This window comes from Arthrobacter terricola, from assembly GCF_004354015.1.
In the GTDB taxonomy this organism is placed as follows: domain Bacteria; phylum Actinomycetota; class Actinomycetes; order Actinomycetales; family Micrococcaceae; genus Arthrobacter; species Arthrobacter terricola.
The window spans coordinates 89,819-106,195 of the sequence record NZ_SMRU01000012.1; the positions used below are offsets into that span (position 1 = coordinate 89,819).

11 protein-coding genes and 3 tRNA genes are annotated in these 16,377 nt (G+C 62.6%); 6 read left to right on the forward strand and 8 right to left on the reverse strand.

All coding sequences use genetic code 11. From position 1 onward, the window contains the following. Window positions 1-49: 49 nt before the first annotated feature. The 7 genes from E1809_RS11725 to ilvD form a co-directional block, all read right to left on the reverse strand. Entirely contained in the window at window positions 50-805 is a 756-nt protein-coding gene (locus E1809_RS11725) for an ABC transporter ATP-binding protein (protein ID WP_133204414.1), read from the reverse strand. Beyond that, window positions 802-3,606 (reverse strand): ABC transporter permease, encoded by a 2,805-nt coding sequence (locus E1809_RS11730; protein WP_133204415.1) that lies wholly within the window; start codon window positions 3,604-3,606, stop codon window positions 802-804. Before E1809_RS11730 ends, E1809_RS11725 begins: the two co-directional genes overlap by 4 nt. Before the next feature lie 212 nt (window positions 3,607-3,818). Continuing rightward, window positions 3,819-5,414: a phosphoglycerate dehydrogenase gene (gene serA / locus E1809_RS11735; protein WP_133204416.1), complete on the reverse strand. Its 1,596-nt coding sequence runs from the start codon at window positions 5,412-5,414 to the stop codon at window positions 3,819-3,821. Between the two features lie 192 nt (window positions 5,415-5,606). After that, complete coding sequence (gene ilvC / locus E1809_RS11740) at window positions 5,607-6,632, reverse strand: ketol-acid reductoisomerase (RefSeq protein WP_133204417.1); 1,026 nt, start codon at window positions 6,630-6,632, stop codon at window positions 5,607-5,609. A gap of 92 nt (window positions 6,633-6,724) precedes the next feature. After that, window positions 6,725-7,237, reverse strand: a complete 513-nt coding sequence (gene ilvN, locus E1809_RS11745; RefSeq protein WP_133204418.1) for an acetolactate synthase small subunit — start codon at window positions 7,235-7,237, stop codon at window positions 6,725-6,727. 3 nt (window positions 7,238-7,240) lie between these two features. Further along, window positions 7,241-9,142 (reverse strand): acetolactate synthase large subunit, encoded by a 1,902-nt coding sequence (locus E1809_RS11750; RefSeq protein WP_133204419.1) that lies wholly within the window; start codon window positions 9,140-9,142, stop codon window positions 7,241-7,243. A 358-nt stretch (window positions 9,143-9,500) separates the two neighbouring features. Next, entirely contained in the window at window positions 9,501-11,222 is a 1,722-nt protein-coding gene (gene ilvD, locus E1809_RS11755) for a dihydroxy-acid dehydratase (RefSeq protein ID WP_133204420.1), read from the reverse strand. 222 nt (window positions 11,223-11,444) lie between these two features. Between ilvD and E1809_RS11760 the strand changes: the two genes are divergently transcribed. From E1809_RS11760 to E1809_RS11770, 3 genes are all read left to right on the forward strand, one after another. Continuing rightward, complete coding sequence (locus E1809_RS11760; protein WP_133204421.1) at window positions 11,445-12,467, forward strand: sunset domain-containing protein; 1,023 nt, start codon at window positions 11,445-11,447, stop codon at window positions 12,465-12,467. A 319-nt stretch (window positions 12,468-12,786) separates the two neighbouring features. Continuing rightward, window positions 12,787-12,862, forward strand: a tRNA-Lys gene (locus E1809_RS11765). Window positions 12,863-12,931: 69 nt separating this feature from the next. Further along, window positions 12,932-13,007 (forward strand) — tRNA-Lys (locus E1809_RS11770). Window positions 13,008-13,219: 212 nt separating this feature from the next. Here E1809_RS11770 and E1809_RS11775 read toward each other — a convergent pair. Beyond that, window positions 13,220-13,708: a MarR family winged helix-turn-helix transcriptional regulator gene (locus tag E1809_RS11775; RefSeq protein ID WP_133204464.1), complete on the reverse strand. Its 489-nt coding sequence runs from the start codon at window positions 13,706-13,708 to the stop codon at window positions 13,220-13,222. Between the two features lie 119 nt (window positions 13,709-13,827). Between E1809_RS11775 and bcp the strand changes: the two genes are divergently transcribed. The 3 genes from bcp to E1809_RS11790 all read left to right on the forward strand — a co-directional run bounded on the left by bcp (window position 13,828) and on the right by E1809_RS11790 (window position 16,356). Further along, window positions 13,828-14,301 carry a thioredoxin-dependent thiol peroxidase gene (gene bcp, locus E1809_RS11780; RefSeq protein ID WP_133204422.1) on the forward strand — a complete coding sequence of 158 codons (474 nt, stop codon included), beginning with the start codon at window positions 13,828-13,830 and terminating at the stop codon, window positions 14,299-14,301. 169 nt (window positions 14,302-14,470) lie between these two features. Then, window positions 14,471-14,552: transfer RNA gene (locus E1809_RS11785), tRNA-Leu, on the forward strand. A gap of 163 nt (window positions 14,553-14,715) precedes the next feature. Next, window positions 14,716-16,356 carry an ABC transporter substrate-binding protein gene (locus E1809_RS11790; RefSeq protein WP_251599890.1) on the forward strand — a complete coding sequence of 547 codons (1,641 nt, stop codon included), beginning with the start codon at window positions 14,716-14,718 and terminating at the stop codon, window positions 16,354-16,356. The last annotated feature ends 21 nt before the right edge of the window (window positions 16,357-16,377 follow it).

The following is a 16,377-nucleotide window of genomic DNA, read 5'->3' on the forward strand; positions in this document are numbered from 1 at the left end:
GAAGACGGGACCGGCCGCAATTGACGGCCGGTCCCGATGGCATCGGTTGCTAGTTCAGTTCAGTCAGCGTATCGCTGAGCCGGACAAGCTCATGATCGTGCGACGCCACAAGTACCGCAATGCCGTCGTTGGTGGTGTCCTTGAGGATGCTGATGATGCGGTTGGCCGAGGCCCGGTCGAGGCTCGCCGTGGGCTCGTCCACTACCAGGACGCGAGTGCCCAAGATAAGTGCGCGGGCGATCGCGACGCGCTGGCGTTCGCCACCGGACAACTGCGCGGGACGGTGGCGCATGCGGCGCCCGAGTCCGACGAGGTCGAGAAGGTCCTTGGCCATTTCCGTCCGCTGTTCGACCTCGCCGTCGGGAACCGCTGGCAGCAGCACGTTTTCCAAGGCGCTCATGCCGTCAATCAACGCACCGCCCTGGTCCACATACCCGATCAGCGCGCGACGGCGGTCGGCGATTTCGTCGTCGCCCATCTGTTCAAGCGAGTCGCCCTCCCACAGCACACGGCCCGACGTCGGGAACGTGAGTCCCGCTCCCACCGTCAGGATGCTGGTCTTGCCCGAGCCGCTTCGGCCGGCGATGCAGTGCATCTCACCGGCGTGCAACGTGAGGTTGAAGTCCTCGACGACGGTGACCGGCTCGGCGCCGCCCCTGTCGCCACCGTAGCGGATGGTGATGTTGCTCAACTGCAAGGGCCTCGCATGGTCCTCGGCCCTCACGATCGTGTTGGCACGGGTCAGCTGCGACTCATCGGTGGATTCCGTCGTCGTAGTCAACTCGGGGTTGAGATTGTCAGTCATTTGACCACTTTCGTTGCAATGGGAATCCAGCAAAGTACAGCCACCAAGCCGGCCAGGGCTGCCCACAAGGCGGCATACGGGGCGAGCAGGAGGCCAAGGCCAAGGGCGCCGAGGATGGCGAGGACCAGCGCGACCGCGCCCACGAGGGCATTTTCGAAGAACCGGACCTGGCCCAGCATGTCCGGGTTCCAGCCCATGGCCCTGAGCGTGCCGATTTGTTCACGCTTGGCGTGGAGCTCGAAGCGTCCCGTCACCAAGGTCAACACCAGCCCGACCAGCACTCCGCCGATCGCGAGGATCACGCTTGGCAGGGCAACGGAAGCGGCGGCAAGTCCGCTAAGGGCGCTCGCTCCAGCTGCCCGCGGAATGTCGATCAGCAAGGCAATCAGGGCCCCGACTGCGGTGCCGAACACTCCGACGGCAATTGCCAGTGCGATCGAATTGAAGCGGTTTGTTGCCAATTGGCGATAGGCGAACGTGAGGGGCGAGTCGATGGCGATGAGCCGTTCATCGTGCTGCGGCTCCTGGTCCACCACATCCCGGTGCCGCAATTGCTGGGCGGCGAAGAAAGCGGCAGCGAAATAGATGAGCAGCACGGAGGCAGAAACTATGGCTGTCGCGAGGTTCCAGCTCAAGAGGCTGAGCGCGATGCCCGCTACGGCGATAATCGCCGCCCCTATGCCGAATTCCTCAAGGACCCAGCTGCGTATCTTTTTCTGGTTCCACCCCATGGCCCGCAGGATGCCTGCTTCGCTGCGTCGTTGCCGGATATAGCTCACCGTGGACGCACCGGTCAGCAAGGTGGCCCCGCACAGCGTCAGGAAAAGCAAAGTGATGTTGGTGCTCGTCAACGAACCCGAAACGGCGTCGGCCGCGTCCTGCCGCACCCATGACTGCTGGACGGTGCCCAGCGCGGCTTCCTTGCCGGCGTCGTCCTTCGAGTAACCCGGTACGAAAATGTTGGCGTCTTCGCGCGCGGACCCGGCCACGACGGTCGCCTCAAGCCCCATATCGCGGATCTCGGCAGCCAACTTGTCCACCTCCGGTTGAGCCTGCTTCCAGTTGCCCGGAGCGCTGGCGCGGACGCGGACGGCGTCGATCACATCGGCGTTGGAAGTGTAGCCGCGGGCCGCAGCCAAACCGTAGTAGTCGGTAATGGCGCCTGCGGACTGGCTGACGAGGCCGGTGGCGCTCAACGACGGCTTGAGGACATCGGCGGCCGTGCTGTTGCCCGAACCATCCTTCTCAAGGGTCATCGGAGCGGGATCGTAGCCACCCAAGGGCAGTTTGTTGACGTCGCCTGCGGCCTTCTGGATCTGGGCCGGATCGAATGTCCCGTAGACCATGGGCAAGGGAGTGGCAGGCTTGGAACCGGTCGCGAGGTTGTCGCGGTAAGAGCGTTCCTGCACCGGCGTGCGCTGGGCCTGGTCCACGATTGCCCCGAAGGCAGACTTCTCGGGCAACTTGTTGACCGTCACCCAGTCGCCGGGGGTGGCGGATTTTTGGACCGCGCCGTTGGCAGATGTGTCGCCATCCTTGTACTTGGGCGCGGCGGCGAAGTCTGTGGTCCACTGCGCCGGCTGGTACAGGCCCTGGCTGAAGTTGCCGGTGTTCCCGAGCAATTGGCTGTGGTCCGTGGACCCGGGCCATTCGAGCGCGAACGGCGAACGTGAAACGAATGGCAGGTAGTCCTTGTCCAAGGAACGCGAGACCGTGCCCACGTCCTTGATGACCTTGCCCGAATCGTCGATTTCTTGGATCTTCACCGAGTACTTGAGGTCAAGCGACGTGCCCTGGCGGACAATCAGCGGAATCGCCTGCGATGAATCGGTGAGCTGCCCCGCGAGCTTGGCCTGCTGGTACTGGGTCATGAGCGGCGCCCAATACTTTAGCTTCACGCCGAGGAAGTCCGGGCCGTCCTCGAGTTCCTGCTGCGTGGGGCTCTTGGCGAAGAGCTGCTCGAAGTAGCGTCCGATCGCCCCTGCATTCCGGGCATCGGCAGGCGGTGCCTTCTGCAAAGGCGCCAGGAAGTCACCCGCCGAGCCGAGGAGGGCGCGTTCGGCGGTGGGGTCGACGGCGACCACGGACTCGGTCACTTGGGGAGCCATCGGCAGCGCCACTGAAAGGTTGAACAGATTGTGCTCGGAACCGCCCGCCGGTGCCGGGAACTTGATGCCGGTCTCCCCCGCGGGACCGGTGATCTGGATGCTCTTGCCGCCGGCCGTCTGTTGCTCGACAACCTTTCCCTTGCCCAGGGTGCCCTCTGCGCTGGTGGTGAACAGGGTGTGGTCGGAGACTCCGTCCGAACTCACGGCGGTTGCCGTCAGCCGGTATTTCTTGGGTTGGTCGGAAAGGACCGATTCCGGGGCCGGCCAGTTCTTGGCATCCGTTCCGGTCGGGTCTCCCGCGGTGGCCCCGCCGGCAAGGCCGGCGTTGTAGCCCAGGTAGTCCATTGCGTCGAGCCGGGGCGTCTCCAGGTTCTGGGTGACACGCGAAACGAGGCTGATCGGTGCGGCGACCGACGTGCCGTCGAGGCCACGGATCTTTTCAAGCTGCTGGAAGCTGATTCCGCCTTGGCCGGTAGCGATATCCGGCTGGATGAGCTGGCCGCTGTCCTTGGAATTGGCCGACTTGGCCTGCACAAGGATGTCGTACAAACCGCGTGAATTTTCATCCACCGTCCGGTTGAGCGCAGCCTGCGATTGGGTCTGGATGAATACGGACAAGCACATGGCGACGATCAAAATGGCCGCGGTCAGCAGCAGCACACGGCTTCTGATGAACCTCTGGACGGCGTTCATAGGGCTCCCTGAGTCCTGGATTGCGGGCGTGCACACAGCTCTCCCTGGATCCATGCAAGGCAAAAGGAATCCACCGGGCGTGTGTAAAAGGTATTGGCCGGCCTGCCGCCGGATCCGAATTTCGGACCAAGCCATTGTAGGCAGACCGGCCAACTATCTGTGTCCGGTGTGAACCCGGGCACATTTTGCTACCGCGAACGCGGAAAGAGAGGTTAGTCCTCCAGGTCCACTTCCCGGACCATCTCAGCGCCGATGCCGGCCTTGATGGCCTCGAGCACCTGCTGGGGCACAGAGCTGTCGATCGTCAGCAGCGCGAGAACCTGGCCGCCTTCGCTCTGGCGGGCAACCTGCATGCCGCCGATGTTGATGTTGTTCATGCCGAGGATGTGCCCGATGGTGCCGATCACGCCGGGACGGTCCGCGTAGGAAACCACCACGAGGTGCTCGCTGATCGGGATTTCGACGTCGTAGCCGTTGACGCCGACCAGCTTCTGGACCTGCTTGGGTCCCGTGAGGGTACCGGCCACTGAAATCTGCGAGCCATCGCTCAATGCGCCGCGGATGGTCAGGACGTTCCGGTAGTCCTCCGCTTCCGCCGTGGTGATCAGGCGGGTGTTGATTCCACGCTGCTCGGCGATCACGGGAGCGTTGACGTAGGAGACCTGCTCAGTGACGACGTCGGCGAAGACACCCTTGAGCGCGGCAAGCTCGAGAACCTTAACGTCCAGGCTGGAGATTTCGCCGGCAACCTCGACGTCGATCTGGGTCAGGGAGGCATGGGTGAGCGCGGTGAAGATGCGGCCGAGCTTCTCGATGAGCGGGATGCCGGGGCGCACGTCGGAGGCGATGACGCCGCCGGCAACGTTGACCGCGTCCGGAACGAGTTCGCCGGCAAGTGCGAGCCGCACGGACTTCGCGACGGAAACGCCGGCCTTTTCCTGGGCTTCATCAGTGGAAGCGCCCAAGTGGGGCGTGACGATGACGTTGTCCATGCCGAAGAACGGGAGGTCGGTGCTCGGCTCCTTGACGAAGACGTCAATGCCGGCACCGGCGATTTGGCCATCCTGGAGCGCCTCGTGGAGGGCGGCTTCGTCGATCAGTCCACCGCGGGCAACGTTGACCACGTATGCCGTTTCCTTCATCTTCTTGAAGGCATCCGCGCCCAGCATGCCCACCGTTTCCGGGGTCTTGGGCATGTGGATGGTGATGAAGTCGGATTTCTCCAGCAGTTCGTCCAGGGTGACGAGCTTGACGCCGAGCTGCGCTGCCCGGGCAGAGGTGATGTAGGGGTCGTACGCCAGGATCTCGGTCTCGAAGCCCTGCAAACGGGCCGCCACAAGGGCTCCGATGCGGCCAAGGCCGATGATGCCGATCTTCTTCTCGAAGAGCTCGATGCCTGTGTACTTCGAGCGCTTCCATTCGCCGCCCTTGAGGGCGGAGCTCGCCTGCGGGATGTGGCGGGCAAGGCTAAGGATGTGGCCGACCGTCAGTTCGGCTGCGGAGACGATGTTCGACGTCGGGGCGTTGACTACCATGACACCGGCCTGGGTCGCGGCCTTGATGTCCACGTTGTCGAGGCCGACGCCTGCGCGGGCAATGATCTTGAGGTTCTTGGCTGCGGCTATTGCTTCCGCGTCAACCTGGGTAGCTGAACGCACCAGGATTGCGTCGACGTCGACAATTGCGGAGAGCAGCTGGGAACGGTCCGCACCGTCGGTTTGGCGGATCTCGAAATCCGGACCAAGGGCCTCGATCGTGGCGGGCGAAAGTTCCTCGGCGAGGAGTACTACTGGCTTGGTGCTAGTCACCGGTGACCTCTTTAGCTCTCTTTTTTCAGGTGGGGTTTTGGTGAAACGATTCCGTAACGACGAAGGCCGGACCCGGTATACCGGGTCCGGCCTCCATGCCGGGCGGCTTCTTTTCGAGCCTATCCCGTACGGCGTTCTTTGTTTAATTGCTACGGCAACTGCCGCACCGCAAAGATCCCTGGGTGAAGGGGCTTAGCGGGCCGCGGAGCCATCGACGTAGTCCTCGTCCTGCTGCTTCCAGGAGAAGAGGGAGCGCAGTTCGCGGCCGACGGCCTCGATCGGGTGCTGCTCTGCCTTGGCACGCAGTTCCTTGAACTCGACGGCGCCGTTGTCCTGGTCGTCGATGAAGCGCTTGGCGAAGGCACCGGACTGGATGTCGGCAAGGACGCCGGCCATGTTCTCCTTGACGCGCGGGTCGATGACGCGCGGGCCGGAAACGTAGTCGCCGTACTCTGCGGTGTCGGAAACGCTCCAGCGCTGCTTGGCGATGCCGCCTTCCCACATGAGGTCAACGATGAGCTTGAGCTCGTGGAGCACCTCGAAGTAGGCGATCTGCGGCTGGTAGCCGGCTTCAGTCAGGGTTTCGAAGCCGTACTGGATGAGCTGGGAAACGCCACCGCAAAGGACAGCCTGCTCGCCGAAGAGGTCGGTTTCGGTCTCTTCGGTGAAGGTGGTCTTGATGACGCCTGCGCGGGTGCCGCCAATGGCCTTGGCGTAGGACTTGGCCAGCTCCCAAGCCGAACCGGAAGCGTCCTGCTCAACGGCGATGATGTCCGGGATGCCACGGCCGGCTTCGAACTCGCGGCGCACGGTGTGGCCCGGAGCCTTCGGGGCGACGAGGATGACGTCAACGCCTTCCGGTGCCTCGATGTAGCCGAAGCGGATGTTGAAGCCGTGGGCGAAGGCGAGGGCCTTGCCGGCCGTCAGCTTGTCCTTGATCGAGTCGTTGTAGATCGAGCGCTGGTGCTGGTCCGGTGCGAGGATCATGATGACGTCGGCCCATTCGGCGGCGTCGGCAACGTTCTTCACCGTGAAGCCGGCGTCCTGCGCCTTGGCGATCGACTTCGAGCCTTCCTTGAGCGCGATGACGACCTCGACGCCGGAATCGCGAAGGTTCAGCGCGTGGGCGTGTCCCTGGGAACCGTAGCCGACGATGGCAACCTTGCGGCCCTGGATGATCGACAGGTCTGCGTCGTCGTCGTAGAACATTTCAGTCACTTGCGTAACTCCTCTTGAGTGGTTTTGTAGATGGTGTCTTTGGTGCTGCGGTAGCGGACGCGCCGCCGCCAATCCCAGGGCGAAGCCATGGCTTAGGCGGAGCGAAGCGCCCTGTCACTCATGGAGCGGGATCCGCGCCCGACGGCCAAGGTGCCGGACTGCACAATTTCGCGGATGCCGAAGGGCTCCAGCACTGAAAGCAATGCTGCAAGCTTTTCCGGAGTACCGGTTGCTTCAATGACCAACGAATCTGTGGAAACGTCGACCACGGAGGCACGGAACAAGTCTGCGGCTTGGGTGACCTGCAGGCGTGTCGAGGCATCCGCACGTACCTTGACCAGGATGTGGTCACGTTGCACGGAAGATTCTGAGGTCAGCTCAACAATCTTGATGACGTTGACCAGTTTATTGAGCTGCTTGGTGACCTGCTCAATGAGGTCGCCGTCGGCGTCGACGACGACGGTCATGCGGGAGATACCCGTGACCTCCGTGGGCCCGACGGCCAGGGAGTTGATGTTGAACGCGCGCCGGGCGAAGAGGCTGGCCACGCGGGTCAACACGCCGGGCTTGTCTTCGACCAGAACGGACAGTGTGTGGCGGCTCATGGCTTAGTCCTCCTCTTCCCATTCCGGGGTCATGTTGCGGGCAACCTGGATCTGGTCATTGGAAACACCGGAGGGGACCATCGGCCACACCATGGAGTTCGGGCTGACCACAAAGTCGATGACCACGGGGCGGTCATTGATCTCCAGGGCTTTCTGGATGGTGGCGTCGATGTCTTCGTCCCGCTCGCAGCGCAACGCCGCACAGCCGTAGGCATCTGCCAGCTTGACGAAGTCCGGGATCCGGATGGTGTCGTGGCCGGTGTTGAGGTCGGTGTTCGAGTAGCGGCCCTCGTAGAAGAGGGTCTGCCACTGGCGCACCATGCCCAGCGAGGAGTTGTTGATGATGGCAACCTTGATGGGGATGTTGTTGATCGCGCAGGTTGCCAGTTCCTGGTTGGTCATCTGGAAGCAGCCGTCGCCGTCGATCGCCCAGACCACACGGTCCGGCGCGCCGACTTTGGCGCCCATGGCTGCCGGCACCGCATAGCCCATGGTTCCGGCGCCGCCGGAATTCAGCCAGGCGTGCGGACGCTCGTACTTGATGAATTGGGCAGCCCACATCTGGTGCTGGCCGACGCCGGCAACGTAGATGCCCTCCGGACCCGTGAGCTTGCCGATGCGTTCAATAACGCGTTGCGGAGCGCTGAGTCCGTCTTCCGGTTCAGTCCAGCCCAACGGGTATGTCTCGCGCAGGTTATTGAGGAATGCCCACCAAGCGTCGAGGTCAGGGGTTCCGGACTGTTCGAAGGCGGCCCTGACCGCTTCGGTCAGTTCCGGAATGATTTCCTTGACGGAGCCGACGATCGGCACATCCGCGATGCGGTTCTTGGAAATCTCGGCGGGGTCGATGTCAGCGTGGATGATCTTGGCATGCGGAGCGAACGTGCTCAAGATGCCGGTCACACGGTCGTCGAACCGAGCGCCGAGGGTGATCAGCAGGTCAGACTGCTGCAGGGCGGTGACCGCGGACACCGTTCCGTGCATTCCGGGCATCCCAACGTGCTGGGGGTGCGAATCCGGGAATGCGCCGCGGGCCATGAGGGTGGTCACCACGGGCGCGCCGGTCAGTTCAGCCAGTTCCCGCAGTTCAGCCGATGCGTGGCCCTTGACCACGCCGCCGCCCACGTACAGGACCGGCTTGCTTGCTGCCGCGATCAACCGGGCGGCCTCACGAACCTGCTTGTTGTGGCCGCGGACTACCGGGCGGTAGCCGGGCAGGTCGATCTTTGGCGGCCAGGAGAAGGTCATGGTGCCTTGCTGCGCGTTCTTAGCGATGTCCACAAGCACCGGACCCGGGCGGCCCGTGCTGGCGAGGTGGAAAGCCTCCGCCATGACATGCGGAATATCGTTGGGGTCCGTCACCAGGAAGGAGTGCTTGGTGATCGGCATGGTGATGCCGACGATGTCCGCTTCCTGGAAGGCATCCGTACCGATGACGGAGGCCGACACCTGGCCGGTAATGGCCACAAGCGGCACGGAGTCCATGTGGGCATCCATGATGGCGGTAACGAGGTTGGTGGCTCCAGGACCGGATGTGGCGATGCAGACGCCTACCCGTCCGGTAACCATGGCGTAGCCTTGGGCTGCGTGGCCGGCTCCCTGTTCGTGACGGACCAGGACGTGATTCATCTTGGAGGCCATCAAGGGGTCGTAGGTGGGGAGGATCGCGCCACCGGGCAAACCAAAAATATCGTCGACGCCGAGTTCTTCGAGCGAGCGGACAATAGCTTCCGAGCCGGTCATCACCGTTGGGGGTACAACGTTGTTCGGCCCGAGTACAGGAGAGAGAGTTGCAGCATTGTCGACGACGGCGTCAGCCGGACGGTCGACCTTTTCCGGAGCTTTGTGCGCTCCAGCGGACTTTGCAGCCATCAGCGAGGGGCTGATCGGCGATCCTTTGCTCATCGGACTCTTCCTTTGGGGATCTTCAGTTAGTGAAAGTTACTGCTAGGTACTGCTTGTTCTTGCTAATTGCGCAATCTCCCGGGGGAAATAAAAAAACCCCTCAGCCTTCCGGCTCTTCGAGGGGTTGCGCGTGACGGTTCGTTACCGGGTCGAGGCTAGGAAGCCACGCGCTTGGTAAGGACGACAGTGCCCACGTTGGCGCCGACAGTAACGAATGCGATCATGCGTTCAGTGTTCCCTCTTTGTGAGATAGGTGTCAAACGCCCTACCCTCGATCTCACTATGTGGACCTCGCTGTCCAAAAGCTGGGCACAACGAACCGGCGATGCGACCCTCGGCCGCATCGCCGGCGCGGGAATTAGCCGCAGTATGCGCCAGTGGATGCGCTATGCACCAGCTTGGCGTATTTGGCAAGCACTCCCTTGGTGAACTTCGCCGGAAGGGGCTCCCAGCCTTGCTTGCGCGATTCGAGCTCTGCTTCGTCTACGAGGAGGTCGAACGAACGGGCAGCAATATCCACCCGGATGCGGTCCCCGTCCTTCACGAAGGCGATCGGGCCGCCGTCGACCGCTTCCGGCGCAACGTGACCAATGCAGAGACCGGTAGTGCCCCCCGAGAAGCGGCCGTCCGTCAGGAGCAGGACGTCCTTGCCAAGCCCGGCACCCTTGATGGCACCGGTGATTGCAAGCATCTCCCGCATTCCAGGCCCGCCCTTCGGCCCTTCATACCGGATCACTACGACGTCGCCGGCCTTGATCTCACCGTTGTCAAGCGCATCGAGGGCACCTTGTTCACGCTCGAAAACGCGGGCTGTGCCTTCAAACACATCGGCGTCGAAACCGGCGCTCTTGACCACGGCACCTTCCGGCGCCATGGAACCGTGCAGGATGGTGATGCCGCCGGTCTTGTGGATCGGGTTGTCCAGGGCGCGAAGGATCTTGCCGTCGAGGTCCGGCGGGTTGATGGCGGCCAGGTTCTCGGCAAGGGTCTTGCCGGTCACGGTGAGGCAATCGCCGTGCAGCAGCCCGGCGTCGAGCAGTGCTCGCATGATGACCGGCACGCCGCCGATCTTGTCGACGTCGGTCATCACGTAGCGGCCGAATGGCTTGAGGTCGCCCAGGTGCGGGATCTTGTCGCCGACGCGGTTGAAGTCGTCCAAGGTCAATTCGACGTTCGCCTCACGGGCGATCGCGAGCAAGTGGAGGACGGCGTTGGTGGAACCGCCGAAGGCCATGGTGACCGCGATGGCGTTTTCGAACGCCTTCTTGGTCATGATGTCCCGCGCCGTAATGCCGAGGCGGAGCAGGTTGACCACCGCTTCGCCGGACTTGCGTGCAAAATCATCACGACGGCGGTCTGCCGACGGTGGCGCTGCGGAACCCGGCAGGGACATGCCAAGGGCTTCGCCGATGCACGCCATGGTGTTGGCCGTGTACATGCCGCCGCACGCACCCTCACCCGGACAGATCGCCTTTTCGATCCGGTCCAGGTCCTCGCGGCTCATCTTGCCTGCCGCGCACGCGCCAACGGCTTCGAAGGCGTCGATGAGCGTGACTTCCTTCTCGGAGCCGTCCTCAAGCTTGACCCAGCCCGGCATGATGGAGCCCGCGTAGAGGAAGACGCTGGCGAGGTCGAGGCGCGCGGCCGCCATCAGCATTCCCGGCAGGGATTTGTCACAACCGGCGAGCAGGACGGAACCGTCGATGCGTTCGGCTTGCATGACCGTTTCGACGGAGTCGGCGATGACTTCGCGGGAAACGAGCGAAAAGTGCATGCCCTCGTGTCCCATCGAAATACCGTCGGAAACGGAAATTGTTCCGAATTGCATCGGGAAACCGCCACCGGCGTGAACGCCTTCCTTGGCTCCTTGGGCAAGTCGGTTGAGGGAAAGGTTGCAGGGCGTGATTTCGTTCCACGAACTCGCGACGCCGATTTGGGGCTTTGCGAAGTCGTCGTCGCCCATGCCTACTGCCCGGAACATTCCGCGCGCCGGGGCGGCGTGTATGCCGTCCGTTACAACCCGGCTCCGTGGCTTGATGTCAGGCTTGCTGTCAGTCGCACTTGGGGTTTGGTCACTCATGGGCACGAGTCTATGGCGCTTGGCTCCAGCTAACGAGCATGCCCGGGGAATTAATGCAAATTCGGCCAATTTCCGTCAATGTTTCATTCGCAGGCAGAAGGTCCGTTCCGCTTCGGGAAACACATTGCTGCTTGACCGCCATTGACAAAGCTAGACAGCCCCCTGACACGCACGTAACGTCAAATTACGACAACTGCGCCACTCGAACAGAAGGGCTCCTCCATGGATTGGTTGATCTGGGCCATCGTTATTGTGTTGATCGTCGCGATTGCATGGTGGCTCTTGAGCCGCAATAACGCGAAAACATCACAAGCAGGCACCACCACCCCGCCATCGCCGTCGCCAACCGCTGCATCCCCGCAAATGGACTCCACCACCGCGGCGTTGACGGGCTCCGCTCCCCTGCTGGGAACGGCAGTCCCCTCCGAACAAGCCCTCGACGAGACGCGTCCCGCCCAAAAAGCAGCGGACGCAGAACCGCAGGTCGAACCCCAGGCCGAGCCGAAGGGGACGCAACAGGACGGATTCGACGTCGACGATTGGGAGGGGCCTGACGGAGCCGCGGAATCCAGAACGGTAGCTCCCACGGAAGAACCACTTGCCGGAATGGTCGGTGAAGAACCCGTCATCGAAGAGCCCCAGCTCGACGAACCAGTCCTGTCCGAAAGCGTTCCCGAACCGGCCACTTCTTCCGCGCCCGAACTGGAGCCCGAAGGACTCGAAGGAGGAGTCACTGCCGACGACGTCACCGCCGCGGATTCCGGCCCCTCCGGAAGCACGATGAACGGGGCGGCTCCTGCCGGCACCGCTTCTGCGACCGACACCGCATCTTCTGCGAACGCAGCGCAACAGGCCGACAGCGCCGAATGGGAAGCCACCTGGAGCGAAGGGAGTGCTCCTGCGGCGCCCGTCCACCATCGGGAGTACACCGAACCCCACGCCCCGACGCTTCCCGGCGCGGAAACCGCAGCGGCGGAGACGGACGAACCGGCAACCGAGGGCGGTCAGGCCGCGTCCCTGGGTGGCCATCTCGCCGCGGACAAGCCATACGGTGAGGGTTCTGCAGCTGCCGGTGCGGATGGCAGCGGACCCGAGGGCTACACCGTCAAAGGCAACGTGGACACCATGATCTACCACGATGAGGACAGCCCTGCTTACCACGAGATCCAGGCCGGGGTCTGGTTCATTTCAAGCGCCCATGCCGAGGCCGCCGGATTCCGGCCGCCACGGAGAAGCCGCCGCTGAACAGCTCGGCCACGAAACAGGCGAAGGCGGGATCCCGGAGCATTCTCCGGCCCCGCCTTTTGCTTGTTGATTCACGCCTCGGTGCCCGCGGCTTGTTTCCTGTCCCGGCCCTTCAAGCGCCGGGGTCGGAAACAAGACCCGGGTCGGAAGGACGCGCAACAACCAAAACCCCGGTTTCGCGCCGCTTTTCAGGCACCTCCCGGAGGCACGGGAACACGCTCCATGTCGATTTCACACTTCGGCAAGTGTCGTGTAGAGTTACATGTCGTTGCGGAGATCAACGAGGAAGAAAATCCTGCCGAGATCACCATCAACGAACGCACCTCTAGCTCAATTGGCAGAGCAATTGACTCTTAATCAATGGGTTCCGGGTTCAAGTCCCGGGGGGTGCACCAAGGGAAGGGCCCTTGAACAGCTTCGGCTGCTCAAGGGTTATTTCTTTGCGTTGTGAGCAACAAACAATTGCACCTCTAGCTCAATTGGCAGAGCAATTGACTCTTAATCAATGGGTTCCGGGTTCAAGTCCCGGGGGGTGCACCAAGGGAAAAGATCCTTGGAAGGTTGAATGGCCTTCCAAGGATCTTTTTTGCATTCACAACAAGCTGGAGTTTGCGCGCCGGGCGAAAGGTACCGACGACGGCGCCAGCCACCTGCCGTCGGGACGGAACCGTTGGAGAGGGAGCACCGCCGTCGGGACCTGCGCGCCTTCGCAACAGGAGCAGCGCCGCGACAAGTGCGGCGGCGAATGGAAGCTAAGACCCCGAGGGGGAGATGTCGACGGGTGCCACTCCGGGGTCCGCGGCGGCGATGATCTCCTTCGCGGCATCCGAAGAATGGTTGTTCGCCAATTCGCGCACCAGGGCCTGGAGTTCGCGGCGCAATTTCTCGGTATCCACTGGAACCGGCGCAAGCACTTCGAGCTCGAGTCTGCTGGCAAGGCCCAGCGTGCGCTCTCCCTCTTCAGTCAGGCTCACTACCTGGCTACGGCGGTCGGAGAGGCTGCGCGTGCGGCTGATGTGTCCGTGGACTTCCAACCTCGCAAGGGTCTTGCCCATCGTCTGGGCTTGAACCTGGATAATCTGGGCGAGCATCGTCTGGGTGGTGGGTCCCTTGACGGCGAGTACTTCCATGACAATGACCCCTGCATGGGTCAGACCCATGCCGCGGAGTTTCTCGTTCCATGCGTGCTCCACAAGGCGCGCCGCAGTGGAGAGCAGACGCCCGGTGGGCCAGCGTTCCATATCGGGCATAAGGGCCAGTATATCGGTCGCACAGCTCCTCGCTGGCGCGGGCGCAGATTCGTGAAGCAAGCCAGGTGTCACTAAGCTTGGTGGTCGCGAATGTTAGCAAGGAGCACACCATGGCTGAACGGCTTGCCGCGGGCGATACCGCCCCGGATTTCACCCTCAAAGACCACACTGGCCGCGACGTCAGCTTGGCCTCGTATCGTGGCCGCAGCACGGTGGTCTACTTCTATCCAGCGGCATCCACTCCGGCATGTGCGAAACAGGCCTGCGACTTCCGTGATTCGCTGGCAAGCCTGCAGGCTGCGGGCTACGAGGTAATCGGTGTATCCCCGGACCCGGTGGAAGACCTGGCGAAGTTCGTCGACGAAGAATCACTCACATTTCCCTTATTGTCCGACGAAGGACACCAGGTTGCCGACGCCTACGCGGCTTGGGGCGAAAAGAAGAACTACGGTCGGACCTACGAGGGCCTGATCAGGTCGACCATCGTGGTGGACCCCGACGGGAAGGTCGCCGTGGCCCAGTACAACGTGCGGGCCACCGGACACGTCGCGAAACTCCGCAGGGACCTCAAGCTCGACAAGTGACCCCTCCCGCTCGAGTTTGTGTACACGTCCCACCCTTTAAGAGGGTTTGTAACGGGTGTTAGCTGTACTCAAACTCCATGGGGTGGGGGTGGTCTGCGGTGCAGCGGAGCACGGGTAGACTGGAGGCCGGTATACGCGGGACGCACGATCGAGCCCCGGTACCAGCCTGGCGCGAGTGGTGAAATTGGCAGACACGCAGGATTTAGGTTCCTGTGCCTTCGGGCGTGGGGGTTCAAGTCCCCCCTTGCGCACATTGTTGGAAGTGCCCCGGTCCTGGACCGGGGCACTTCGCGTTTTCAGCCTGGACTCAGGGCCCTGAACTAGACTGGACTGCGGTCCGGCTGCCACGGGCCCTCAACCCGTCCGAACTGCCTTGAGGGGACAAGAGTGGTAAGCAGCAAGCTTCGCCGAACCATGCTACAAATCGGCGCAGGCCTACTGGCCGTGGCCCTGACCTCGTGCACAGCTACCACCGGACCGGCACCATCGACGTCGTCGTCGGGTGATGTCCAGGCACCACCAAGCAAGACGTTCAACTTCGGTACGCCGTCCATGCCGCTGGGCCTGGATCCGGCACTCACGAGCGACTCCGAGTCCTACCGCATCACAAGGCAGGTCATGGAGGGCCTCGTCGGGGTTGATCCTGCGACAGGCCAGCCGACGCCTTTGCTCGCCACCTCGTGGTCGCAAGGGAGCGACGGACTCAGTTACGACTTCACCCTGCGCAGCAAGGTCACTTTCCAGGATGGAACCGCGTTCGACGCGGCGGCTGTCTGCACCAATTTCAACCGTTGGTTCAATTTCCCCGCGACCGTCCGCCAGCAGGTGTCCGCGATCCCCTTCGAGAGCGTCTTCAAGTACTTCGCGGACGATGCTCCCCTCTCCATCTACAAAAGCTGCAAGGCCGTCTCGACAGACCACGTCACGATCAACCTGGCAAAGCCGTTCACCGGATTCCTCCAGGCGTTGACGCTGCCGGCGTTCGCCATGTCTTCTCCGAAAGCCATGGCGGACGGCAAGGCAGACATCCTGGACCAGAAGCTGGCCGGACAACCGGCGTCGAGCTACGCTTCCCATCCCGTGGGCACGGGACCGTACACGTTTACCTCCTGGGGCAAGGACCGCATCACCCTCACGAGTTACAAGGGCTACTGGGGCAACCGCGGACAGATCGAGACGGTCAACTTCATTCCCTTCGACTATCCGCAGACCGAGCTTCAAGCACTCCTCGCGGGCAAGATCGACGGCTACGACCTTGTCACCGCCGGCACCTTCGACCAGTTGGTCAAGAAGGGCATGCAAATTGTCCAGCGGGATCCGTTCTCCGTGATGTACCTGGGAATCAACCAGTCAGTAGCACCGCTGGACAACCTCCAAGTCCGCCAGGCGATCGAGATGGCGATCGACAAAGACACGCTCATCCATAAGTTCTTCATCGACAACACCGCGCCGGCTTCGCAATTCGTTCCGCCAAAGCTGAGCGGGTTCAACAACAACGCGCCTTCGTTGGGATATGACCCGGACAAGGCCAAGCAGTTGCTCGCCAAGGCCGGCTACAAGGGCGAAGAAATCAAGTTCTACTACCCCCTCAACGTCACGCGCGCCTACATGCCCACGCCGGAAAAGATCTATGCGGAAATCAGCGCCGAACTGACCGCCGTCGGGCTCAACATCAAACCGGTACCGGTCCCCTGGGACCAGGGATACCTCGAGAAGGTCCAGTCCCCCGGCGACCATGGGCTCCACCTGCTGGGCCTCAACGGTTCCTACTCCGACCCGGACAACTTCGTGAGTACGCTTTTCGGCGAAAACAACGGTGAGTTCGGCTACAGCGATCCCCAGGTGTTCTCGAAGATCGACCGCGCCCGCGGGCTCCCCGACGGTTCCGACCGCAACTCGCAGTACCAGACCATCAACAACCAGATCGCCGCGACGGTCCCGGCCGTCCCGATCGCTTTCCCCATCTCCGCTTTGGCCCTCTCCGACCGCGTCGAAAAGTACCCCGCCTCGCCAGTCTTAAACGAAGTTTTTACAAACGTTCGCCTGAAGTCTTGACGATCCGCCGCAATTTCAGTT